Raw genomic sequence first — 21970 nt, forward strand, 5'->3', positions numbered from 1 at the left:
GGGCGGCTGCGCTGAAGCGGCCGTGCAGGCCTTTAGTTGTAGCCTCAGGGCGGCTGTGCAACAAACGACCTTTACGCGAGATATCATTCCGTTTATTCATGCTGCGTCATGCCAGCCAGAGAATGCCGGCCAGAACACAAGAAAAAGGATTGCCCATGCTCAACAAACGCCACCTGCCGTCGATCACCGCGCTGCAGTGCTTCGAGGCCGTGACCCGGCACCTGAGCTTCACCCGGGCCGCCGAGGAACTGAACCTGACCCAGAGCGCCGTCAGCAAGCAGGTGGCGCAACTGGAGGAATTGCTGCAGCACCTGCTGTTCCGCCGGGTGCGCCGGCGCCTGCAGATGACCCCGGCCGGCGACCTGTACCTGGTGGAGGTGCGCAAGATCCTCACCCAGGTGGAGATGTCCACCCACTACCTGCGTTCCTACGGCGGCGAGACCGAAGTCCTGCGGGTGTCCACCCCCTCGACCTTCGGCGCCCGCTGGCTGGTGCCGCGCCTCAAGGGCTGGCGGCTGCGCCATCCGTCGATCCACCTGGACCTGTGCAACGAACACGAGGCCGACGACCTGCTGCAAGGGCGCAGCGACCTGGCGTTCTACTTCGGCCAGGGCTCGCGGCCCGGCACCGAGTGCCTGAAGTTGTTCGGCGAAGAGCTGGTGCCGGTGTGCGCGCCGGGCAGCCTGTCGGCCACGCCGTTCACCGACCCCACGCAACTGACGGACCTGGTGCTGCTGCAGAACGCCTCGCGCCCCCAGGCCTGGCACGACTGGTTCGACAGCCAGGGCCGCCAGACCGAACACAGCTACCACGGCCCGCGCTTCGAAACCTTCTATATGTGCATCCGCGCCGCCCAGGTCGGCTGCGGCGTGGCGCTGCTGCCGAGGTTCCTGGTGGAGGAAGAGCTGGCCGACGGCAAGCTGGTCATCCCGTGGCCCCACGCGATGCCCAGCACCGACGCCTACTACCTGGCCTACCCGGAGCACGCGGCGGAAGTGCCCAAGGTGCGGGATTTCGTGAAATGGATGCTGGAACAGGTCGACAGCCCGGATCCGCTTGCGCCTTGACCCGCCGCGGCAACGTGCCTCGCCCGGCAAATTTTGCTGGCGTTTCCTGCCGCCGATGTGCGCCACTAGCGCCATCGATTGATGCCGTGCCACCGCACGGCCCGCCCGGAGACCGTTTATGAGCGAGAGTGTGTTTGCCGATCGCATCGTGCAGAACCTGCTCGACACCGACTTCTACAAGCTGACGATGATGCAGGCGGTGCTGCACAACTACCCCAACGTCGAAGTCGAATGGGAGTTCCGCTGCCGCAACGCCGAGGACCTGCGCCCGTACCTGGCGGAGATCCGCTTCCAGATCGAGCGCCTGGCCGAGCTGAGCCTGAGCGCCGACCAGTTGAGCTTCCTGGAGCGCATTTCCTTTCTCAAGCCGGACTTCCTGCGCTTTCTCGGCCTGTTCCGCTTCAACCTGCGCTACCTGCACACCGGCATCGAAAACGGCGAGCTGTTCATCCGCCTGCGCGGGCCGTGGCTGCACGTGATCCTGTTCGAGGTGCCGCTGCTGGCGATCGTCAGCGAAGTGCGCAACCGCTACCGTTACCGCGACATCACCCTGGAGCTGGCACGCGAGCAGCTGTACCGCAAGTTCGACTGGCTCAACGCCAATGCCTCGACCGAGGAGCTTTCGCAGTTGCAGGTGGCCGACTTCGGCACACGCCGCCGGTTCTCGTACCGCGTGCAGGAAGAAGTGGTGAACGTGCTCAAGCACGACTTCCCCGGCCGCTTCGTCGGCACCAGCAACGTGAACCTGTCCCGGGAACTGGACATGAAGCCGCTGGGCACCATGGCCCACGAATGGATCATGGCCCACCAGCAACTCGGCCCGCGGCTGATCGACAGCCAGAGCGCCGCCCTCGACTGCTGGGTGCGCGAATACCGGGGCCTGCTGGGGATCGCCCTGACCGACTGCATCACCACCGACGCGTTCCTCGGCGATTTCGACCTGTACTTCGCCAAGCTCTTCGACGGCCTGCGCCATGACTCCGGGGATCCGGTGCTGTGGGGCGAAAAATGCATCGCCCACTACCACCGGCTCGGCATCGACCCGATGAGCAAGACCCTGGTCTTCTCCGACAGCCTGACCTTGCCCAAGTCGCTGGAGATCTTCCGGGCGCTGCACGGGCGGATCAACGTGAGCTTCGGCATCGGCACCAACCTGACCTGCGACATTCCAGGTGTCGAACCGATGAGCATCGTGCTTAAAATGACCGCCTGCAACGGCCAACCGGTGGCGAAGATCTCCGACGAGCCGGGCAAGACCCACTGCAAAGACCCGAATTTCGTCGCCTACCTGCGACACGTTTTCCAGGTTCCTGCCGTTTCCAGCCTATCTAGCAAGGAGTGAATTCATGCAAGCCGTACAGCGTGAGATTGCTGAACAGCTCAAGGTCCAGCCGCCGTTCGCGGACCACAAGGCCCTCGAGGCGGAAGTCGCGCGCCGCGTCGCCTTCATCCAGGACTGCCTGGTCAACGCCGGCCTCAAGACCCTGGTGCTGGGCATCAGCGGCGGCGTCGATTCCCTGACCGCCGGCCTGCTGGCCCAGCGCGCCATGCGTGAGCTGCGCGAGCGCAGCGGCGACGACGGCTACAGGTTCATCGCCGTGCGCCTACCCTACGACGTGCAGTTTGACGAGCACGACGCCCAGGCCTCGGTGGACTTCATCGACCCCGACGAGCGCCACACGGTCAACATCGGTCCTGCGGTGAAATCCCTGGCCGGTGAAGTGGCGGCGTTCGAAGGCAAGCAAGCGGTGCAGAAAGACTTCGTGCTCGGCAACACCAAGGCGCGCATGCGCATGGTGGCCCAGTACACCATCGCCGGCGCCGCCCATGGCCTGGTGATCGGCACCGACCACGCGGCAGAGGCGGTGATGGGTTTCTTCACCAAGTTCGGCGACGGCGCCTGCGACCTGGCGCCGCTCAGCGGGCTGGTGAAGAACCAGGTGCGGGCGATCGCCCGCAGCTTCGGCGCGCCGGAACCGCTGGTGGAGAAGATCCCGACCGCCGACCTGGAAGACCTGGCGCCGGGCAAGCCGGACGAGGCGTCCCACGGCGTGACCTACGTCGAGATCGACGCCTTCCTGCACGGCGAGCCGGTGCGCCAGGAAGCGTTCGACATCATCGTCAACACGTACAACAAGACCCACCATAAGCGGGTAATGCCGTTTGCCCCGTGAGTGACGAACGATCCGGCTGACTTCATCGCGAGCAGGCTCGCGCCCCCAAGGACAACGCCAAGCCTGTGGGAGCGAGCCTGCTCGCGATGAACGATGACGCGGTCAACGGTCGGACACATTAAAAAGCCCGCCAGGGAGTCGATCCCCGGCGGGCTTTCTTTTGGCCTGAACGTCGGTCGCTGCCGACGGCCCCTGCGCCGTCACTTGACGGTGACGGTGCCCTTCATCATCGAGATGTGGCCCGGGAACGAGCAGAAGAAGCCATAGGCTTCACCGGCGGTCAGCTTGGACACGTCGATGGTCAGCGAATCCTTCTCGCCGGCGCCGATGATCTTGGTGTGGGCGATGACGCGGGCGTCGCCCTCTTTCAGGTAGTTCTTGTCGATGCCGGCGGCCAGGCCGTCGGTGGCGATCGGCTGCATGTCGGCTTCTTTGCTGATCACCAGGTTATGGCCCATCACGTTCTTCGGCAGGCTGCCGGAGTGGGTCAGTTCGACGGTGAAGGTCTTGCAGCTCTTGTCGATTTCAATGGCCTTGGTGTTGAAGGACATCTGGTCGGTGGAATCTACGGTGGTTTTGCACTCTGCAGCCATCAGTTGGCCGCTGGCCAGGGCCAGCAGGGATACCGCAACAACTTTGGAAAACATGGTGAATCTCCAAGGCAGGGTTAACAGAAACAAGAGTGGTTGGAAGACTGCCTGAAATCTTCGCAAGTTCCTATGACCTGAGTCAAAGATTGTATACAACTTTCAGGCTATGACACTCATCGAAACAATCTACCGGCCAGAACCACGGCCCGGGCCTATGATCGGCCCATCCCACTGAAACGGAGTGCCGATCATGTTCTTTAACGGTTTGCTGCGCAGCCTGCTTGCCGCCTACGCCTGCGGTGCCAGCGGTACCTGTGAAACGCCGGAACGCGAAGTCTAGTCCTTGGACTGCGGCCCCGCTGCCGCTACCCTGTGCGACTGATCGACACAGGAGCAAGGCATGTCTCTCACTTCCGTTTGTGTATTTTGCGGCGCCAACGCCGGCACCGACCCGGCGTACACCGAAGCCGCCGTCGCCCTCGGCCGGGCATTGGCCGAGCGCAAGTTGACCCTGGTCTACGGCGGCGGCGCCGTCGGGCTGATGGGCATCGTCGCCGATGCCGCACTGGCGGCCGGCGGTGAAGTGGTCGGGATCATCCCGCAGGCCCTGATGGACAAGGAAATCGGCCACAAGGGGCTCACCCGCCTGGAAGTGGTCGACGGCATGCACGCCCGCAAGGCGCGGATGGCCGAGCTCAGCGACGCGTTCATCGCCCTGCCCGGCGGCCTCGGCACCCTGGAAGAACTGTTCGAGGTCTGGACCTGGGGCCAGCTCGGCTACCACGGCAAGCCGCTGGGCCTGATGGAAGTGAACGGTTTCTACAGCAAGCTCACCGCGTTCCTCGATCACCTCGTCGGCGAAGGCTTCGTCCGCGCGCCGCACCGGGACATGCTGCAGGTCAGCGATTCGCCGCAGGCACTGCTCGACGCCCTCGACCGCTGGCAGCCGACCGTCGCCCCCAAGTGGGTGGACCAGAAGCCGAAGTGAGGCTTCACGCCAGGAGTCGCTCTCCCATGGCCATGCAAGGCGCCGACCCTGTGGGAGCCAGCCTGCTGGCGATAGCGCCAGTGAGGGCGCCGCAAACTGCGGCTCCCGCGCTGGACAGGTGAACCCCACCGCATCGCGGTCAATCCAGCGGCATCACCGTGACCCGCACCTCCGGGTCATGGCTGCCCCCGCCCAGAATCACCCCGCGCAACGGCGACACATCGGAGAAGTCCCGGCCCCAGGCCAGGGTGATGTGCTCCAGCGCCGGCTGCACATTGTTCGTCGGGTCGAAGTCCACCCAGCCCAGCACCGGGCAAAACACCGACACCCAGGCGTGAGACGCGTCGGCGCCGATCAGCCGGGGCTGCCCCGGCGGCGGCCGGGTCAGCAGGTAGCCGCTGACGTAACGCGCCGCCAACCCCCGGGAGCGCAGGCAGGCCAGCATCAGGTGGGCGAAGTCCTGACAGACCCCGCGCCGCCGCTCCAGCACTTCCACCAGCGGCGTCGCGACCTGGGTCGCTTCGGCATCGAAGGTGAACTCGCTGAAGATTTTCTGCATCAAGGCCTGCACCGCCCAGAGCATGGCCCGCCCCGGCGTGAAGCAGCTGTCGGAGAACTCGACGAAGCGGCGCTTGAGGTGCACATAGGGCGATTCGAACCGATAGCGGCAGGCTTCCAGCACGTGGGGCAAGAGCGGCCGGCCGCTGTAGGCCAGCGCGGCGCACGCCGCCTCCCAGGCCGGGGACAGGGCAAAATCCGCCGCCGGCCGCGCCAGCACCTCGACCGTCAGCCGCGCACTGACCTGCAACTCGTCATGGGGCCGCTCGAACGCCAGGCGCGTCAGCGGGTTGCCGAACACGTCCAGCTCGTCCCGGCGGGCGGTCGGCTCCGGACTGATCAGCAGACGCTGTTCGGTGCAGCGCTGCCAGGCACACTCGCGGGGCCACAGATGGGCCAACTGCTGCGCCAGCGAAACCGGGCTGTCGTAGCGGTAGCAGGTGTCGTGGAGGACTTGGTAGCGGGCATTCATCAGACGGACACCGTGCGCTGGCTGACATCGTCGACATGGGCGAAATGGCGCAGGGCCAGGCGATCGGACACCTGCGCGCTGACATCGGCGATCTCTTGCAGCAGGTCGGCCAGCCCGTCGAGCGCGGCGCGCACGCTGGCCTCGCCGAACAGCGGGTTCTCCAGGCAGCCGAGGTCGATGCGCGCCAGACGCTCGGCCAATGGCGCCAACCCGGCTTCCCTCGGTGCACCGAAATCATCGTTCAGCCGCTTGACGGTGCGGGCCACCAGCTTCAGCTGGAACAGCACCGCGTGGGGGTTCTGTTCGTCGAGCAGCAACAGGTCGAGCACCGGGATCAACTGCGCCACCGCCAGGTAGCGTGAACGGTAGGTGATGCTGCTGTTGCCCAGCTCCAGCAACCACTCAAGCCCCGCCTGGTCGAACGCGCCGACGCCCCGCAGGAACGCCGCCAGGCTGGCGCTGAGGAACTGCAGACGCTCGATCCGCCGCCCGATCATCAGGAAGCGCCAACCCTCGTCGCGGGTCATGTCGTCCAGGGCGAATCCGGACAGCGCCGCCAGCGAGGTCACCAGCCGGTTGAGGAAATCCAGCAGCTCGCCGAAGTCCGGCTCGTCGCCGTCCAGTTCGGCGGCCTCGCGCTGCAGCTCCACCAGCGCCTGCCAGTTTTCCCGCGACAGCTTGCCGCGCACCTGGGACGCCGCCCATTGCAGGCGCTGCAGGTTGGCGCGCAGGCTGAACGACCAGTCTTCGCCGAGCAGCGCCGCCAGCAGGCGCTGCGGCAGTTCGCCTTCGTCCGGCAGCAGCATCAGCCGTTCGCCGAGGTCCACGGCGGCCTGCAAGGCCTGCGGATCGTCGCCGTCGATGTAGCGCGCCAGCACGATCCGCAGCAGCCGCGCACTGTCGTCGCAGCGCTCGCAATAGCGGCCGAACCAGAACAGGTTCTCCACCACCCGCGACGGCAGGTAGGGGTCGCGCCGCACCAGGTCGTGCACGCCGATGTTGCGTTGGGCCTTCCACTGTTCGCCGCTCGGCGGCCGGTCGCCCAGCACCCAGGTGTCCTTGCTGGCGCCGCCGCGCTGCATCGACACCACTTCGGCGTCGGCCTCGGCGGCCACCCGGGTCAGCCCGCCCGGCAACACCCGGTAGCCCTCGCGGCTGGCCACCGCGTACAGGCGCATGCCGATGGCCCGCGCCTGCAACTGGCCGTCCTCGGCCTGCCAGACCGGCGCCTGGGACAGCTGCGCCAACTCTTGCGCGACATAGGCATAAGGCCGCGCCTGCATGCGCTCGGCGAGGGCCTGGCGCTGTTTTTCACTCAAATCGCGGCCGAACACGGGCGTGAAGCTCTGTGAAGGAAAGGCCGGCTTGATCAGCAGCTCCGGCAGTTTTTCCAGGGCCTGGGCCAGCACCGGCGCCTCACCGCACCACCAGGTGGCGATGGACGGCAGGATCAGTTCTTCGCCGAACAGGTGCTGGCTGATCTTCGGCAGGAACCCCAGCAACCCCGGCGACTCCAGCACGCCGCTGCCCAGCGCGTTGGCCACCAGCACCCGCCCGCGGCGCACCGCCTCCAGCAGGCCGGGCACGCCGAGGGCAGAGTCGGTGCGCAGCTCCAGCGGGTCGCAGAAATCATCGTCGAGCCGGCGCATGATCGCGTGCACCCGACGCAGGCCGCTGAGGGTCTTGAGGTACACCGTGGTGTCGCGCACGGTGAGGTCGCCGCCCTCCACCAGCGGATAGCCGAGCTGCCGCGCCAGGTACAGGTGTTCGAAATAACTTTCGTTGAAGCGCCCCGGCGTCAGCAGCACCACCAGCGGCGTCTCGCTGTCGCCCGGCGCCTGGCGCACGAGGGTTTCCTGGAGCGTGCGGAAGAAGCCCGCCAGGTGCTGCACCCGCAGGTCCCGGTACAGCTCGGGGAAGGCACGGGACACGATGGTGCGGTTCTCCAGCGCATACCCGGCCCCGGACGGCGCCTGGGTGCGGTCCGCCGTGACCCACCAGCGGCCGTCCGGCGTGCGCGCCAGATCCGCCGCGTACAGATGCAGGAACGCCCCGTCCGGCGGCGAAATGCCCTGACAGGGCCAGAGGAAGTTGTTGTGGCCGAACACCAGCTCCGCCGGCAGCAGCCCTTCGCGGATCAGCCGCTGCGGGCCGTACAGGTCCGCCAGCACCGCATTGAGCAGTCGCGCCCGCTGGGCGATCCCGGCCGACAGCCGCTGCCACTCGTCGGCGGCGATCACATGGGGCAGCAGGTCCAGCTCCCACGGGCGGTCGGCGCCCTTGGGGTCGGCATAGACGTTGTACGTGACGCCGTTCTCCTGGATTTGCCGCGCCAGCAGCGCCTGACGCTGTGCCAGCTGCTGCGGCGTGCTGCGCTGCAGCTGGTCGAACAGCCGGCGCCAGTGCGGACGCACCGCGCCGCTGCCGTCGAGCAGTTCGTGGTAGGTGCCCGCCGTCAGCGGGTAGCGGTCAAGCAGGTCTGGCATGGAGAGCTCGGCAACCGGCAAGGAACGGTCAGACTAACGCAGGCACGTGACACCCGGATATACGAAAAGTCCGAGCGTCGCGTACGGTTCAGAAACGTCGCAAATCGAGAGTCAGCGGAAACTCGTCATCCGTTTCCACCTCCGCTATCGGAATGTTCCCCGGCGTGTGCCCGATGCGGAAGAAACGCGCCAGGCGCCGGCTCTCTGCCTCGTTGGCATTGACCGGCAACGTCTCGAAATTGCGCCCGCCCGGATGGGCGACATGGTACTGGCAGCCGCCGAGGGAACGCTGCGCCCAGGTGTCGACCAGGTCGAACACCAACGGTGCGTGCACGCCGATGGTCGGTTGCAGGCAGTTGGCCGGCTGCCAGGCGCGGAACCGCACCCCGGCCACGTATTCGCCGACCCGCCCGGTGGGGTGCAGCGGCACCGCAACGCCGTTGCAGGTCAACCGATGCCGCTGCGGCATCCATCCGCAGACCTTGACCTGCACGCGCTCCAGCGAAGAGTCGACGTAACGCACCGTACCGCCCGCCCCGCCCTCTTCGCCCAGCACATGCCAGGGTTCGAGGGCCTGTTGCAGCTCCAGTTCGACGCCGTTGACGGCATAGTCGCCGAGCTTGGGGAAGCGGAACGCCTGATGCGCCGCAAACCATTCGGCCCGCAACGGATAGCCGGCCCGGTCGAGGTCGTCGATGACCTCGGCGAAATCCTGCGCGATGAAGTGCGGCAGCATGAAGCGGTCGTGCAGCTCGGTGCCCCAGCGCGCCAGTTTCGGCGGCGCATAGGGCTCGCGCCAGAACCGCGCCACCAGCGCCCGCAGCAGCAGTTGCTGGATCAGGCTCATGCGCGCATGGGGCGGCATCTCGAAGGCGCGCAGCTCCAGCAGGCCCAGGCGTCCGCTGGCGCCGTCCGGCGAATAGAGCTTGTCGATGCAGAACTCGGCGCGGTGGGTGTTGCCCGTGACGTCGATCAGCAGGTTGCGCAGCAACCGGTCCACCCGCCACGGCGGGCATTGCTCACCCGGCGCCGGCATCTGCTTAAAGGCGATCTCCAGTTCGTACAGGGCGTCGTTGCGCGCCTCGTCGACCCGGGGCGCCTGGGACGTCGGGCCGATGAACAGGCCGGAAAACAGGTACGACAGCGACGGGTGGTTGTGCCAGTAACTGATCAGGCTGCGCAGCAGGTCCGGACGGCGCAGGAACGGCGAGTCGGCCGGCGTCGCCCCGCCGAGGACGAAATGGTTGCCGCCGCCGGTGCCGGTGTGCCGCCCGTCGATCATGAATTTCTCGGTGGACAGCCGGGTCAGCCGCGCCTGCTCGTAGAGGAACTCCGTGCGCTCGACCAGTTCGTCCCAGGTGGCGGACGGTTGGACGTTGACTTCGATCACCCCCGGATCCGGGGTGATGCGGAAGTTGGCCAGGCGCGGGTCGGCCGGCGGCTCATAGCCTTCCAGCAACACCGGGCAGTTGAGCTCCTGGGCGGTAGCCTCGATGGTCGCCACCAGTTCCAGATACTCTTCCACCCGCTGCAACGGCGGCATGAACAGGTACAGGCGCCCGCCCCGCGGTTCGGCGCACAGCGCGGTACGGGTCAGCCAGTCGGCGGACGCATCCACCGCCGGCCGGCGCTCGTCAGCCTCGGCGGGCTCGCCGTGCCGGTTGAGCTGCGCGGTGTCCGGAAGGTCGGGGAAGTCCTGGTTCGGGTCGTTGGGATGGACGTACGGATACTCCGCCGCCTTCACCCACGGCTGCGACGCCAGCGGCAGGCGGTAGCCCAGCGGCGAGTCCCCCGGCACCAGCCGGCAGTGGTCGTCGCGCAGGTACCAGCGCCCGCTCTGCCACTGGTCGCCCTTGGCGGTACGCGCCAGCGGCAGCACCTGGCCGATCACCTTGCCCAGCCCCTGGCTGAAGACCTTGCGCAGGCGCGCCCGCTCCAGCGGATCCTCCAGCCGCGGATCCTCGGCGCTGACGTTGACCGGCAAGGCGCCCTCGCGCCACAGGTAATGGAGATGGTCTTCGTAGGCCGCGAACACGAACCGCGCCGGCAACCTCAAGCGTTCGGCGACGCTCGCCAGAAAGCGCCCGGCCAATGCGCTGTCGGCGCCGTAGTCCTGCCGCTCGTCGGCGATCAGCGCGCTGTTGCGCCAGACCGGCACGCCGTCGCGGCGCCAATGGCAGTTCAGCGACCAGCGCGGCAGCTGCTCGCCGGGATACCACTTGCCCTGCCCGAAGTGCACCAGTCCTTCGGGGGCGTAATGTTCGCGCAGGCGCCGGAACAGCTCGGCGGAGAGCCGGCGCTTGTCCGGGCCGAGGGCGGCGGTGTTCCATTCGGCGCCGTCGGGGTCGTCGATGGAGACGAAGGTCGGCTCGCCGCCCATGGTCAGGCGCACATCGCCTGCGAGCAGGTCGGCGTCGACCCGCCGCCCCAGCGCCTGGATCGCCTGCCACTGCCCGTCGGTGTAGGGCTTGGTGACCCGTGGCGTTTCCAGGATCCGCTCCACGGTCATTTCGTGGCTGAACTCGCACCCGCAAGGCTCCACCATCCCGCTGACCGGTGCCGCCGACGACGGATCGGGACTGCACGCCAGCGGAATGTGCCCCTCGCCGGCGAACAGCCCGGACGTGGCGTCCAGGCCGATCCAGCCTGCGCCGGGCAGGTACACCTCGCACCAGGCGTGCAGGTCGGTGAAGTCCGCCTCGGTGCCGGACGGGCCGTCGAGGCTTTTCACATCCGCCGTCAGTTGAATCAGGTAGCCGGAGACGAAGCGCGCCGCCAACCCGAGATGACGCAGCAGCTGCACCAGCAGCCACGCCGAGTCGCGGCAGGAGCCGGAGGCGCGTTCGAGGGTCTCTTCCGGGGTCTGCACGCCCGGCTCCAGGCGGATCAGGTAGTTGATGTCCTGGCTCAGGCGTTGGTTGAGCGCCACCAGGAAATCCACGGCCGGCAGCGGCGTGCGGTCGATGCCGTCGAGGTAGGCCTTGAACGTTGGCGTCAGCGGCAGGGTTTCGAGGTACGGCGCCAGCTCCTTGCCCTCGTCGGCCCCATAGGCGAAGGGGATCCGTTCGGCGTAGGGCTCAAGGAAGAAGTCGAACGGATTGAACACCGCCATCTCCGCCAGCAGGTCGACTTCGACCCGCAACGTGTCGGTCTTTTCCGGGAACACCAGCCGCGCCAGATAGTTGCCCTGGGGATCCTGCTGCCAGTTGATGAAATGCTGCCTGGGCGTGACCTTCAGCGCATAGGACAGGATCCGCGTGCGGCTGTGGGCGGCCGGGCGCAGACGGACGATCTGCGGCCCGAGCTCGACGGCGCGGTCGTAGCGGTAGTGCGTGACGTGGTGCAAGGCGACTTGAATCGACACGGCGTGCCTCCTGCGGGCCTGGGCGTAGTCAACGGCGCGCAAGACTTGTGCCATGCGGGGGCTGGGGCGCCGTTGCGAAAATGCACAGGGCAGTACAGCACCGAAATCGGGCGGCGGGCGGAAATGGGCCGGGGAAATTGCGCCTGAATGTGGCAGGCCTGTGGATAACTGCAGTCTGTACCGGCCTCATCGCCAGCAGGCTGGCTCCCACAGTGTTCGCGTCGGGCACAACATCACTGAACACCGCTGAACCTGTGGGAGCGGACTTGCCCCGGGCGGCGACCCGACGAAGGGGCCGGAACGGCAACAGGTTTCTTGCGGCCGGAATGAAGAACGCCAACCCGAAGGTTGGCGTCCTGTTCAGCTCACATGCGCATCAGCGCGGCACCACCGGCTTGCGCGCAGGCTTGGGCCCCTTGCCCTTGGCGGCGTCCTTGCGCTCCTTGGCCGCCTGCTGGTTGCGGGCGAACGCTTCGGCCTTGGCCTTCTCGCGCTTGTCCCACGGGTTGCCGCCGTCGCTGCCGCGGGGCGGCAGGCCGGTGTGCTGGGTGAGGATCTTGGTGGTCTTGTCCTTGGCGACCTTGTGGCTGCCGGCCGGCGTCGAGTTCTTGCGCCGGGCGCTCTGGTAGCTGTCGGTGGCCGGCTGGTGCGCCGGGATCAGCTGATGCTTGCCCGAACCGATCAGGTCGCCCCGGCCCATGCGCAGCAACGCTTCGCGCAGCATCGGCCAGCCCTTCGGATCGTGGTAGCGCAGGAACGCCTTGTGCAGGCGGCGCTGCTCCTCGCTCTTGACGATGGTCACGCCGTCGCTCTTGTAGGTGACCTTGCGCAGCGGGTTCTTGCCCGAGTGGTACATCGCGGTGGCGGAGGCCATCGGCGACGGGTAGAACGCCTGCACCTGATCGGCGCGGAAGCCGTTGCCCTTGAGCCACAGGGCCAGGTTCATCATGTCTTCGTCGGTGGTGCCCGGGTGGGCGGCGATGAAGTACGGGATCAGGTACTGCTCCTTGCCCGCTTCCTTCGAGAATTTCTCGAACATGCGCTTGAAGCGGTCATAGGTGCCGATGCCCGGCTTCATCATCTGGTTGAGCGGGCCTTCCTCGGTGTGCTCCGGGGCGATCTTCAGGTAGCCGCCGACGTGGTGGGTCACCAGCTCCTTGACGTATTCCGGCGACTCGACCGCCAAGTCGTAGCGCAGGCCGGAGGCGATCAGGATCTTCTTCACGCCCGGCAGCGCACGGGCGCTGCGGTACAGCTGAATGAGCGACGAGTGGTCGGTGTTCAGGTTCGGGCAGATGCCGGGGAACACGCAGGACGGCTTGCGGCACGCGGATTCGATCTCCGGGCTCTTGCAGGCGATGCGGTACATGTTCGCGGTCGGGCCGCCGAGGTCGGAGATGACCCCGGTGAAGCCCGGCACCTTGTCGCGGATCTCTTCGATCTCGCGGATGATCGACTCTTCCGAACGGTTCTGGATGATCCGCCCTTCGTGCTCGGTGATCGAGCAGAAGGTGCAGCCGCCGAAGCAGCCGCGCATGATGTTCACCGAGAAACGGATCATCTCGTAGGCCGGGATCTTTTCCTTGCCGTACGCCGGGTGCGGAATGCGCTGATACGGCATGCCGAACACGTAGTCCATTTCCTCGGTGGTCATCGGAATCGGCGGCGGGTTGAACCAGACGTCGGTGTCGCCGTGGCGCTGCACCAGCGCACGGGCGTTGCCGGGGTTGGTCTCCAGGTGCAGCACGCGGTTGGCGTGGGCGTACAGAACCGGGTCGTTGCGCACCTTCTCCATGGACGGCAGGCGGATCACGGTCTTGTCCCGGGTCATCTTCGGGCTCGCCAGGATCTGCACGACCTTGGCTTCCTGCGGGTCTTCGACCGGGCCCTTCTCCTGCTCGATGGCGCAGGCGGCGGTGTCCTGGGTGTTGACGTACGGGTTGATGATCTTGTCGATCTTGCCCGGACGGTCGATGCGCGTGGAATCGACCTCGTACCAGCCCTGCGGGGTGTCCCGGCGGATGAACGCGGTGCCGCGCACATCGGTGATGTCTTCGATCTTCTGGCCGTAGGACAGGCGCTGGGCGACCTCGACGATGGCCCGCTCGGCGTTGCCGTACAGCAGGATGTCGGCGCTGGCGTCGATCAGGATCGAGTTGCGCACGCGGTCTTGCCAGTAGTCGTAGTGAGCGATGCGGCGCAGCGAGGCTTCGATGCCGCCGAGCACGATCGGCACGTGCTTGTAGGCTTCCTTGCAGCGCTGGCTGTAGACCAGGCTCGCGCGATCCGGACGCATGCCGGCCATGCCGCCGGGCGTGTAGGCGTCGTCGGAGCGGATTTTCTTGTCGGCGGTGTAGCGGTTGATCATCGAGTCCATGTTGCCGGCCGCGACGCCGAAGAACAGGTTCGGCTCGCCCAGCTTCATGAAGTCGTCCTTGGACTGCCAGTTCGGCTGCGCGATGATCCCTACGCGAAAGCCCTGGGCCTCAAGCAAGCGGCCGATGATCGCCATGCCGAACGACGGATGGTCGACGTAGGCATCGCCGGTGACGATGATGATGTCGCAGGAGTCCCAGCCGAGCTGATCCATCTCCTCCCTGCTCATCGGCAGGAACGGCGCCGGCCCGAAACATTCGGCCCAGTACTTCGGATAGTCAAATAACGGCTTGGCTGCTTGCATGTCGATAACCGGTGTTGGCTTTCATGGAATTTCGCGGGCGCGGAATATAGCACAAATTTTGACCAATTCCGACGGCTGCGGTCGGAAATTGGTGCAGCCCCCATCGCCGGCAGGCCGGCTCCCACAGGGAACTGCATTCCAGGGCGGGAGCCAGCCTGCCGGCGATGGGGCCAGATCAGGCGACGGAGGCGTTATTCGTCGTCGTCGAAGTTGTAGCTGCCCGGCGCCAGGTTCTCGAACCGGGTGTACTTGCCGATGAACGCCAGCCGGATGAAACCGATCGGACCGTTACGCTGCTTGCCGATGATGATTTCGGCGATGCCCTTGTGCTCGGTCTCCGGGTGGTACACCTCGTCCCGGTACACGAACATGATCACGTCGGCGTCCTGCTCGATCGCTCCGGATTCCCGGAGGTCGGAGTTCACCGGACGCTTGTTCGGACGTTGCTCCAGGGAGCGGTTGAGCTGCGACAGCGCCACCACCGGGCAGTTGAATTCCTTGGCCAGGGCCTTCAGGGAACGGGAGATCTCGGAAATCTCGTTGGTGCGATTGTCGCCGCTGGAGCCCGGGATCTGCATCAGCTGCAGGTAGTCGATCATGATCAGGCCGATGTCGCCGTGCTCGCGCACCAGGCGCCGGGTGCGGGCGCGCATTTCCGAGGGGCTGATGCCGGCGGTGTCGTCGATGAACAGCTTGCGGTCGTTGAGCAGGTTGACCGCCGAGGTCAGGCGCGGCCAGTCGTCGTCCTCCAACTGGCCGGAACGCACCTTGGTCTGGTCGATGCGGCCCAGGGACGAGAGCATACGCATGATCAGCGATTCGCCTGGCATCTCGAGGGAATACACCAGCACGGCCTTGTCGCTGCGCAGCACGGCGTTTTCCACCAGGTTCATCGCGAAGGTGGTCTTGCCCATCGACGGACGGCCCGCGACGATGATCAGGTCGGCGGGCTGCAAGCCGCTGGTCTTCTCGTCGAGGTCGGTGTAGCCGGTGGACAGGCCGGTGATCGCGTCGGACGTGTTGAACAGGGTGTCGATGCGGTCGATGGCCTTGGTCAGCAGGTCATTGACCCCCACCGGGCCGCCGGTCTTGGGACGCGCCTCGGCGATCTGGAAGATCTGCCGCTCGGCCTCGTCGAGGATCTCTTCGGCGGTGCGGCCTTCGGGGTTGAAGGCGCTGTCGGCGATGTCGTTGCTGATGCCGATCAGCTGACGCAAGGTCGCCCGCTGGCGGACGATCTGCGCATAGGCCTTGATGTTGGCGACGGACGGCGTGTTCTTCGCCAGTTCGCCCAAATAGCCAAGGCCGCCGACCTGGGCGGTCTGGCCTTCCTTGTCCAGTTGCTCGGACAGGGTCACGACGTCGATCGGCAGGTTCTGGTCGGCCAGCCTTGCGATCGCGCGGAAGATCAAACGGTGGTCATGCCGGTAGAAATCGCCGTCGGAGACTTGATCGAGCACGCGTTCCCAGGCGTTGTTGTCCAGCATCAAGCCACCGAGCACGGCCTGTTCGGCCTCGATGGAGTGCGGCGGCACCTTCAGGGCGGCGGTTTGCAGATCGTATTGCTCGGGAGCAGAGATTTCGTTCATGGCCACTTGGTTATTCAGGAAAAGCAGGGGTTTGGAAACGGGTGATGCCAGAAAGACAAAGGGCACGACCTGCGAACAGGATCGTGCCCGATGTTAACCGTCTGACGGACAAGCCGCCAGCCGATCAGGTGTCGCTTAAGCCGCTACCACGACAACGCGTACGGTGGCTTCGACTTCGGCGTGCAGGTGCACGGCCACATCGAATTCACCCACGTTGCGGATGGTGCCGTTCGGCAGACGAACTTCGCTCTTCGCGACTTCAACGCCCGAGGCGGTCAGCGCGTCAGCGATGTCGTGGGTGCCGATCGAACCGAACAGCTTGCCTTCGTCGCCAGCGGTGGCAGTGATGGTCACTTCCAGCTCGGCCAGTTGGGCAGCACGGCTTTCAGCCGAAGCCTTACGGTCTGCAGCGGCTTTTTCCAGCTCGGCGCGACGCTCTTCGAACGCAGCCAGGTTGGCGGCGGTCGCAGCGGTGGCCTTGCCGAAAGGCAGCAGGTAGTTACGACCGTAGCCGGCCTTAACCTTTACTTTGTCGCCCAGGTTGCCCAGGTTGGCGATTTTTTCCAGCAGGATCAGTTCCATTTGGTATTAACCTCTTAACTTTTAACCTTCACCGTTCGCGTTATCGGTGTCTTTCGACACGTGACGACCGCGAAAATCAATCAGGCTGTCGACAATGGCCAGGACCACGAGCAACGGATAGATCAGCTGCATGAACAGCAACAGCGTCACGTACAACCCCACCAGCCAGAAACCGGCCAGTCGCTTTTGCGCCACCAGCCCGTGAATCAGGGCCAGCCCGGCGAACACCAGCGGTACGCTGCACAACGGCGTCAACATGGCCATCTGCGCACCGAGGTTCGGGCCCAGAAGCATCAACGCCAGCAGCAACATCGCCGGCCCCAGCGGGATCCGGATGGCGCGGAACTCGCGACCAAAACCACCCGGGTTGTACAGCATCGCCTGCCAATAACGCCCGACAATCAGGCTCAGCACGCTGACGATCTGCAACAGGGCCGCAATCAGGCCGGTCAGGACCGGTGCGATCAGCGACGCGAAACGCGCCTGCTCGTCCACCGACAGCTGTCGGTAGGCATCACCGAGAAGCGCCGGCATGACCTTTATCAAGGCCTGCGCGAGCATCTCGATCTGGGGCGCGAACGCAGCCCCGAGCACCACTGAAAACACCACGCCCATCGCCACGCTGACCAGCAGCACGCGGAACCAAGACTCGCTTGCGCGCAACACCAGCGCAAGCGTCGAAGAACCCAGCAGCACCAGAAGCGCCCGCGGGTCATCGGCAAACAGCCACCAGAGCAATGCCGGCAGCAGTCCCAGCGACAGAACGCCCAGGGCGTCCGTCAATCCGCGCCGCAGAAGCACCAGGCTCCCGGCGGCGGCACCCAACCAATACAACAACGGCAATGTTGCACATCCGGCCACCACGAGAGTGGCCTGCATACGGCCGCGCATGATGAATTCAGCTAAGGCGCGCATGCATTCAATCCTTTGCTACTTGTCGACTGACCCGGTCTCAGCGGCCGTGGCTGTCGGTGTAGGCCAGCAGGGCCAGGAAGCGGGCGCGCTTGATAGCGGTGGCCAGCTGACGCTGATAACGAGCTTTGGTACCGGTGATGCGGCTTGGAACGATTTTGCCGGTCTCGGATACGTAGGCTTTCAGAGTGTTGAGATCTTTGTAATCGATCTCCTTCACGTCTTCAGCGGTGAAGCGGCAGAATTTACGACGACGGAAGAAACGTGCCATGTAATAGGCTCCTCAAAAGATCCGTGGATTACTCGTCAGCGTTATCGCTGTTGTCGCTGTCGCTATCGCTGTCGTCGCCGTCGGCGTTGACATCGTGCTCAGGACGCTCGCGACGCTCACGGCGCTCACTGCGGTTTTCTTCAGCCTTGAGCATCTCGGACTGGCCGGTGATGGCTTCGTCGCGACGGATGACCAGGTTACGGATCACAGCATCGTTGTAGCGGAAGTTGTCTTCCAGCTCGGCCAGGGCCTTGCCGGTGCACTCAACGTTCAGCATCACGTAGTGAGCCTTGTGAACATTGTTGATTGCGTAGGCCAGTTGACGACGGCCCCAGTCTTCCAGACGGTGGATTTTGCCGCCGTCTTCTTCGATCAGCTTGGTGTAACGCTCAACCATGCCGCCGACTTGCTCGCTCTGGTCAGGGTGGACCAGAAAGATGATTTCGTAATGACGCATGAATGCTCCTTACGGGTTGTAGCCTGCCGCTTGAAAACGGTCAGACAAGGAGTGAATGACACTAGTGGACTTGCCGGCGCGGGGCACATGCGTGCCTGCCGTCACAGCAAGGGGCGCAATTGTAGAGAAGGGGCTGCGCAGGCGCAAGGCAATTGGTGATTATTTGAACAACCCCTGCCCGGCGGCGCAATCACCGGCGACTCCCACAGGGCTGTGGGGCGAATGCAGAATCCGCGGTCACCGAAAAACCTGTGGGAGCGGGCTTGCCCGCGAAAGCGGTCTGTCAGCGACGTGTTTGTCGACTGAACCAACGCATTCGCGGGCAAGCCCGCTCCCACATTTATGGCCGAGTGGCTTAAGGCTTCTTGCCGGCCGCCTTGGCCCGGCGCTGGCGCTGGGCCTCGAACAGGCACACGCCGGTGGCCACGGACACGTTGAGGCTGCTGACGCTGCCGGCCATCGGCAGGTTCACCAGATAGTCGCAGTGCTCGCGGGTCAGGCGACGCATGCCCTTGCCTTCGGCGCCCATGATCAGGATGGTCGGGCCGGTCAGGTCCTGGTCATACAGGCTGGTTTCAGCCTCGCCCGCCGTGCCGACGATCCACAGGCCGCGCTGCTGGAGCTTCTCCAGGGTGCGCGCCAGGTTAGTCACGGCCACCAGCGGAATCACTTCCGCCGCACCGCAGGCGACCTTGCGCACGACAGGGGTCAGGGTCGCGGACTTGTCCTTGGGCACGATCACCGCCAGCGCGCCGGCGGCATCCGCCGAACGCAGGCAGGCGCCGAGGTTGTGCGGATCGGTCACGCCGTCGAGCACCAGCAACAGCGGCGCGCCTTCGGTGCGGTCGAGCAGCTCGTCGAGCATCGCCTCGCCCCAGACCTGGCTCGGGCTGACTTCCGCCACCACGCCTTGGTGAACGCCCTCGACCCAGGCGTCCATTTCGCGGCGTTCGGCCTGGCCGACCGGAACGCGGCTCTCGTTGGCCAGCTCGATCAGCGGCTGCACCCGCGGATCATTGCGGCTTTCGGCCAGCCAGATCTGCTTGACGCGCTTGGGATGGTGACGCAGCAGGGCTTCCACCGCGTGCACACCGTAGATTTTTTCCAGCTGACTCATGACTTGGCCTTGGGTTTACGCGCCCCGCCGCTTTTGGCCGGAGCGGAGCCCGACTTCGGCGGACCCTTGCGGTGTTTGCTTGGCTTGCTGCCCGGTGCCGACCGTCCGGCCTTGCCCCCGGCTGGCGCCTTGCCGCCGCTCTTGGCTTCGGCCAGCAGCGCTTTCTTCATTTCGCGGCTTTTGCGCACTTCGGCGTTCTTGGCCACCGCATCGCTCGGACGGTAGGCATCGGAAGCCTTTTCCTTGGCCGGACGGCGGCTGGCGGTTTTCGCCGGGGCCGGAGCCGGTTCGGCGGCGGCCTTGGCGGCCGGCGCTGCGGTTTCGGTGCTGCGTTTCTTGCGGCCGACCGGTGCGTTGACGGTTTTCTCCGCCATTTCGAAATCGATCTTGCGCTCGTCGAGGTCGACGCGCATGACCCGCACTTCCACGGTGTCGCCCAGGCGGAAGCTGCGACCGGTGCGCTCACCGGCCAGGCGGTGGTGCACAGGATCGAAGTGGTAGTAGTCGCCCGGCAGCGCGGTGACGTGCACCAGGCCTTCGACGTAGATGTCGGTCAGTTCGACGAACAGGCCGAAACCGGTCACGGCGGTGATCACCCCCGGGAACGATTCGCCCACGCGATCCTTCATGAACTCGCACTTGAGCCAGTTCACCACGTCGCGGGTCGCCTCGTCGGCACGGCGCTCGCTCATCGAGCACTGCTCGCCGAGCTGCTCCAGCGCCGCCTCGTCGTACGGATAGATGCGTGCCTTCGGAATGCTCATCGCACCGGCGCGGCGTACGTGCGGGGTGTTCTGCTTCGAATGGATCACGCTGCGGATGGCCCGGTGCGTGAGCAGGTCCGGGTAGCGGCGGATCGGCGACGTGAAGTGGGTGTAGGCTTCGTAGTTCAGGCCGAAGTGGCCGTCGTTCTCGGCGCTGTACACCGCCTGGCTCAGGGAGCGCAGCATCACGGTCTGGATCAGGTGGAAATCCGGACGGTCCTTGATTCCCGCCAACAGGGCCTGGTAGTCCTTCGGCGTCGGGCCTTCCTTGCCTTTGTGCAGGGACAGGCCGAGCTCGCCGAGGAACGCGCGCAGCTTTTCCAGACGCTCCGGCGGCGGGCCGTCGTGGACGCGGTACAGTGCAGGGATCTCATGTTTCTGCAGGAATTCGGCGGTGGCCACGTTGGCCGCCAGCATGCATTCCTCGATCAGCTTGTGCGCGTCGTTGCGGGTGGTCGGACGGATTTCGGCGATCTTGCGCTCGGAACCGAAGATGATCCGGGTTTCCTGGGTCTCGAAATCGATCGCGCCGCGCACGTGACGGGCGGCCAGCAGCACCTTGTACAGCGCATAGAGCTGCTTGAGGTGCGGCACGATGTCGGTGTACTCGCCGCGCAGCTTGCGGCCTTCGGCGGCTTTCGGCGTTTCGAGCATCGCGCTGACCTTGTTGTAGGTCAGGCGCGCGTGGGAGTGGATCACCGCTTCATAGAAGCAGTAGTCGGTCATTTCGCCGGACTTGGAGATGGTCATCTCGCAGACCATGGCCAGGCGGTCGACGTGCGGGTTCAGCGAGCACAGGCCGTTGGACAGTTCTTCCGGCAGCATCGGAACCACGCGCTCGGGGAAGTACACCGAGTTGCCGCGCACCTGGGCCTCGGCGTCCAGCGCCGAGCCGATCTTCACGTAGCTGGAAACGTCGGCGATCGCCACGTACAGCTTCCAGCCGCCGGAGAACAGGCGCAGCTTGCCGGGCTTGGCTTCGCAGTAGACCGCGTCGTCGAAGTCCCGGGCGTCTTCGCCGTCGATGGTGACGAACGGCAGATGGCGCAGGTCGATGCGCTTCTCTTTGTCCTTCTCTTCGACTTCAGGCTTGAGCTTGCGGGCTTCCTTGACCACGGCCTCGGGCCAGACGTGCGGAATGTCGTAGGTGCGCAGGGCGACATCGATCTCCATGCCCGGCGCCATGTAGTTGCCGACGACTTCGATCACATCGCCCTGGGGCTGGAAGCGCGGGGTCGGCCAGTGGGTGATCTTCACCTCGACGAACTGACCGATCTGGGCATTGGCGTTGCGGCCCGGCGTCACCAGCACTTCCTGCTGGATCTTCGGGTTGTCGGCCACGACGAAACCGATGCCGCCTTCTTCGAAGTAACGGCCGACGATGCTTTCGTGGGCGCGGGAGACCACTTCGACGATCACGCCTTCACGGCGGCCGCGACGGTCGACGCCGGACACCCGTGCCAGCGCACGGTCGCCGTCGAACACCAGGCGCATCTGCGCCGGGCTCATGAACAGGTCTTCGGAGCCGTCGTCCGGCACCAGGAAGCCGAAACCGTCGCGGTGACCGCTGATGCGGCCCAGGATCAGGTCGAGCTTGTCCACCGGCGCATAGGTGCCGCGGCGGGTGTAGATCAGCTGGGCGTCGCGCTCCATCGCACGCAGGCGGCGGCGCAGGGCTTCGATCTGGTCTTCGGTGGTCAGACCGAACTCTTCGACCAGCTCTTCGCGGGCAGCGGGCGAACCCCGGTCAGCAAGGTGCTGCAGGATCAGTTCGCGGCTGGGAATGGGGTTTTCGTATTTTTCCGCTTCACGAGCGGCCTCGGGATCGAGGGACTGCCAATCGGCCATTAGAGAGTTTTCACCTTGTCTATATGCGGGCTAGTTTGGCATAGGCGCCAT

16 protein-coding genes are annotated in these 21970 nt (G+C 65.6%); 4 read left to right on the top strand and 12 right to left on the bottom strand.

What is annotated here, in order from left to right; genetic code table 11:
* Nucleotides 1-155: 155 nt before the first annotated feature.
* From CAG31_RS16180 to nadE, 3 genes are all read left to right on the top strand, one after another.
* Nucleotides 156-1067, top strand: coding sequence for a LysR family transcriptional regulator (locus CAG31_RS16180; RefSeq protein ID WP_085582849.1), 912 nt, complete (start codon nt 156-158; stop codon nt 1065-1067).
* 118 nt (nt 1068-1185) lie between these two features.
* Nucleotides 1186-2409, top strand: a complete 1224-nt coding sequence (gene pncB / locus CAG31_RS16185; protein WP_085582851.1) for a nicotinate phosphoribosyltransferase — start codon at nt 1186-1188, stop codon at nt 2407-2409.
* 4 nt (nt 2410-2413) lie between these two features.
* Complete coding sequence (gene nadE, locus CAG31_RS16190) at nt 2414-3241, top strand: ammonia-dependent NAD(+) synthetase (protein WP_085582853.1); 828 nt, start codon at nt 2414-2416, stop codon at nt 3239-3241.
* A 200-nt stretch (nt 3242-3441) separates the two neighbouring features.
* Here the strand turns inward: nadE and azu are convergent, their stop codons facing one another.
* Entirely contained in the window at nt 3442-3888 is a 447-nt protein-coding gene (azu, locus tag CAG31_RS16195; protein WP_085582855.1) for an azurin, read from the bottom strand.
* 343 nt (nt 3889-4231) lie between these two features.
* On the opposite strand from azu, the gene CAG31_RS16200 reads away from it, so the two are divergent.
* Entirely contained in the window at nt 4232-4819 is a 588-nt protein-coding gene (locus CAG31_RS16200; protein WP_085582857.1) for a TIGR00730 family Rossman fold protein, read from the top strand.
* Nucleotides 4820-4958: 139 nt separating this feature from the next.
* On the opposite strand, the gene CAG31_RS16205 is transcribed toward CAG31_RS16200, so the two are convergent.
* From CAG31_RS16205 to rnr, 11 genes are all read right to left on the bottom strand, one after another.
* Nucleotides 4959-5849, bottom strand: a complete 891-nt coding sequence (locus tag CAG31_RS16205; RefSeq protein WP_085582859.1) for a transglutaminase family protein — start codon at nt 5847-5849, stop codon at nt 4959-4961.
* Nucleotides 5849-8335 carry a circularly permuted type 2 ATP-grasp protein gene (locus tag CAG31_RS16210; RefSeq protein ID WP_085582861.1) on the bottom strand — a complete coding sequence of 829 codons (2487 nt, stop codon included), beginning with the start codon at nt 8333-8335 and terminating at the stop codon, nt 5849-5851. The genes CAG31_RS16205 and CAG31_RS16210 overlap by 1 nt, the downstream gene beginning before the upstream one ends.
* 88 nt (nt 8336-8423) lie before the next feature.
* On the bottom strand, nt 8424-11699 hold the full coding sequence (locus CAG31_RS16215) for a DUF2126 domain-containing protein (RefSeq protein ID WP_085582863.1): 3276 nt from the start codon (nt 11697-11699) through the stop codon (nt 8424-8426).
* A 376-nt stretch (nt 11700-12075) separates the two neighbouring features.
* Entirely contained in the window at nt 12076-14379 is a 2304-nt protein-coding gene (locus CAG31_RS16220) for a YgiQ family radical SAM protein (RefSeq protein ID WP_085582865.1), read from the bottom strand.
* Nucleotides 14380-14570: 191 nt separating this feature from the next.
* Nucleotides 14571-15968, bottom strand: a complete 1398-nt coding sequence (dnaB, locus tag CAG31_RS16225) for a replicative DNA helicase (protein ID WP_085582867.1) — start codon at nt 15966-15968, stop codon at nt 14571-14573.
* A 135-nt stretch (nt 15969-16103) separates the two neighbouring features.
* Nucleotides 16104-16550 (bottom strand): 50S ribosomal protein L9, encoded by a 447-nt coding sequence (gene rplI, locus CAG31_RS16230; RefSeq protein WP_085582869.1) that lies wholly within the window; start codon nt 16548-16550, stop codon nt 16104-16106.
* Nucleotides 16551-16571: 21 nt separating this feature from the next.
* Entirely contained in the window at nt 16572-17465 is an 894-nt protein-coding gene (locus tag CAG31_RS16235) for a hypothetical protein (protein WP_085582871.1), read from the bottom strand.
* 37 nt (nt 17466-17502) lie between these two features.
* Complete coding sequence (rpsR, locus tag CAG31_RS16240) at nt 17503-17733, bottom strand: 30S ribosomal protein S18 (protein ID WP_002551829.1); 231 nt, start codon at nt 17731-17733, stop codon at nt 17503-17505.
* A 28-nt stretch (nt 17734-17761) separates the two neighbouring features.
* Nucleotides 17762-18190: a 30S ribosomal protein S6 gene (gene rpsF / locus CAG31_RS16245; protein WP_085582873.1), complete on the bottom strand. Its 429-nt coding sequence runs from the start codon at nt 18188-18190 to the stop codon at nt 17762-17764.
* Between the two features lie 355 nt (nt 18191-18545).
* Complete coding sequence (rlmB, locus tag CAG31_RS16250; protein ID WP_085582875.1) at nt 18546-19307, bottom strand: 23S rRNA (guanosine(2251)-2'-O)-methyltransferase RlmB; 762 nt, start codon at nt 19305-19307, stop codon at nt 18546-18548.
* Complete coding sequence (rnr, locus tag CAG31_RS16255) at nt 19304-21919, bottom strand: ribonuclease R (RefSeq protein ID WP_085582877.1); 2616 nt, start codon at nt 21917-21919, stop codon at nt 19304-19306. Before rnr ends, rlmB begins: the two co-directional genes overlap by 4 nt.
* Nucleotides 21920-21970 lie beyond the last annotated feature (51 nt).

Origin of the sequence: Pseudomonas sp. R25(2017) (assembly GCF_002112565.1) — a bacterium.
Taxonomy (GTDB): domain Bacteria; phylum Pseudomonadota; class Gammaproteobacteria; order Pseudomonadales; family Pseudomonadaceae; genus Aquipseudomonas; species Aquipseudomonas ekonensis.

Excerpts from the sequence above, each read along its gene's own strand:
- CAG31_RS16180 (WP_085582849.1), top strand. The coding sequence starts at position 156 with ATGCTCAACAAACGCCACCTGCCGTCGATCACCGCGCTGCAGTGCTTC.
- pncB (WP_085582851.1), top strand. The coding sequence starts at position 1,186 with ATGAGCGAGAGTGTGTTTGCCGATCGCATCGTGCAGAACCTGCTCGAC.
- nadE (WP_085582853.1), top strand. The coding sequence starts at position 2,414 with ATGCAAGCCGTACAGCGTGAGATTGCTGAACAGCTCAAGGTCCAGCCG.
- azu (WP_085582855.1), bottom strand. The coding sequence starts at position 3,888 with ATGTTTTCCAAAGTTGTTGCGGTATCCCTGCTGGCCCTGGCCAGCGGC.
- CAG31_RS16200 (WP_085582857.1), top strand. The coding sequence starts at position 4,232 with ATGTCTCTCACTTCCGTTTGTGTATTTTGCGGCGCCAACGCCGGCACC.
- CAG31_RS16205 (WP_085582859.1), bottom strand. The coding sequence starts at position 5,849 with ATGAATGCCCGCTACCAAGTCCTCCACGACACCTGCTACCGCTACGAC.
- CAG31_RS16210 (WP_085582861.1), bottom strand. The coding sequence starts at position 8,335 with ATGCCAGACCTGCTTGACCGCTACCCGCTGACGGCGGGCACCTACCAC.
- CAG31_RS16220 (WP_085582865.1), bottom strand. The coding sequence starts at position 14,379 with ATGCAAGCAGCCAAGCCGTTATTTGACTATCCGAAGTACTGGGCCGAA.
- dnaB (WP_085582867.1), bottom strand. The coding sequence starts at position 15,968 with ATGAACGAAATCTCTGCTCCCGAGCAATACGATCTGCAAACCGCCGCC.
- rplI (WP_085582869.1), bottom strand. The coding sequence starts at position 16,550 with ATGGAACTGATCCTGCTGGAAAAAATCGCCAACCTGGGCAACCTGGGC.
- CAG31_RS16235 (WP_085582871.1), bottom strand. The coding sequence starts at position 17,465 with ATGCGCGCCTTAGCTGAATTCATCATGCGCGGCCGTATGCAGGCCACT.
- rpsR (WP_002551829.1), bottom strand. The coding sequence starts at position 17,733 with ATGGCACGTTTCTTCCGTCGTCGTAAATTCTGCCGCTTCACCGCTGAA.
- rpsF (WP_085582873.1), bottom strand. The coding sequence starts at position 18,190 with ATGCGTCATTACGAAATCATCTTTCTGGTCCACCCTGACCAGAGCGAG.
- rlmB (WP_085582875.1), bottom strand. The coding sequence starts at position 19,307 with ATGAGTCAGCTGGAAAAAATCTACGGTGTGCACGCGGTGGAAGCCCTG.
- rnr (WP_085582877.1), bottom strand. The coding sequence starts at position 21,919 with ATGGCCGATTGGCAGTCCCTCGATCCCGAGGCCGCTCGTGAAGCGGAA.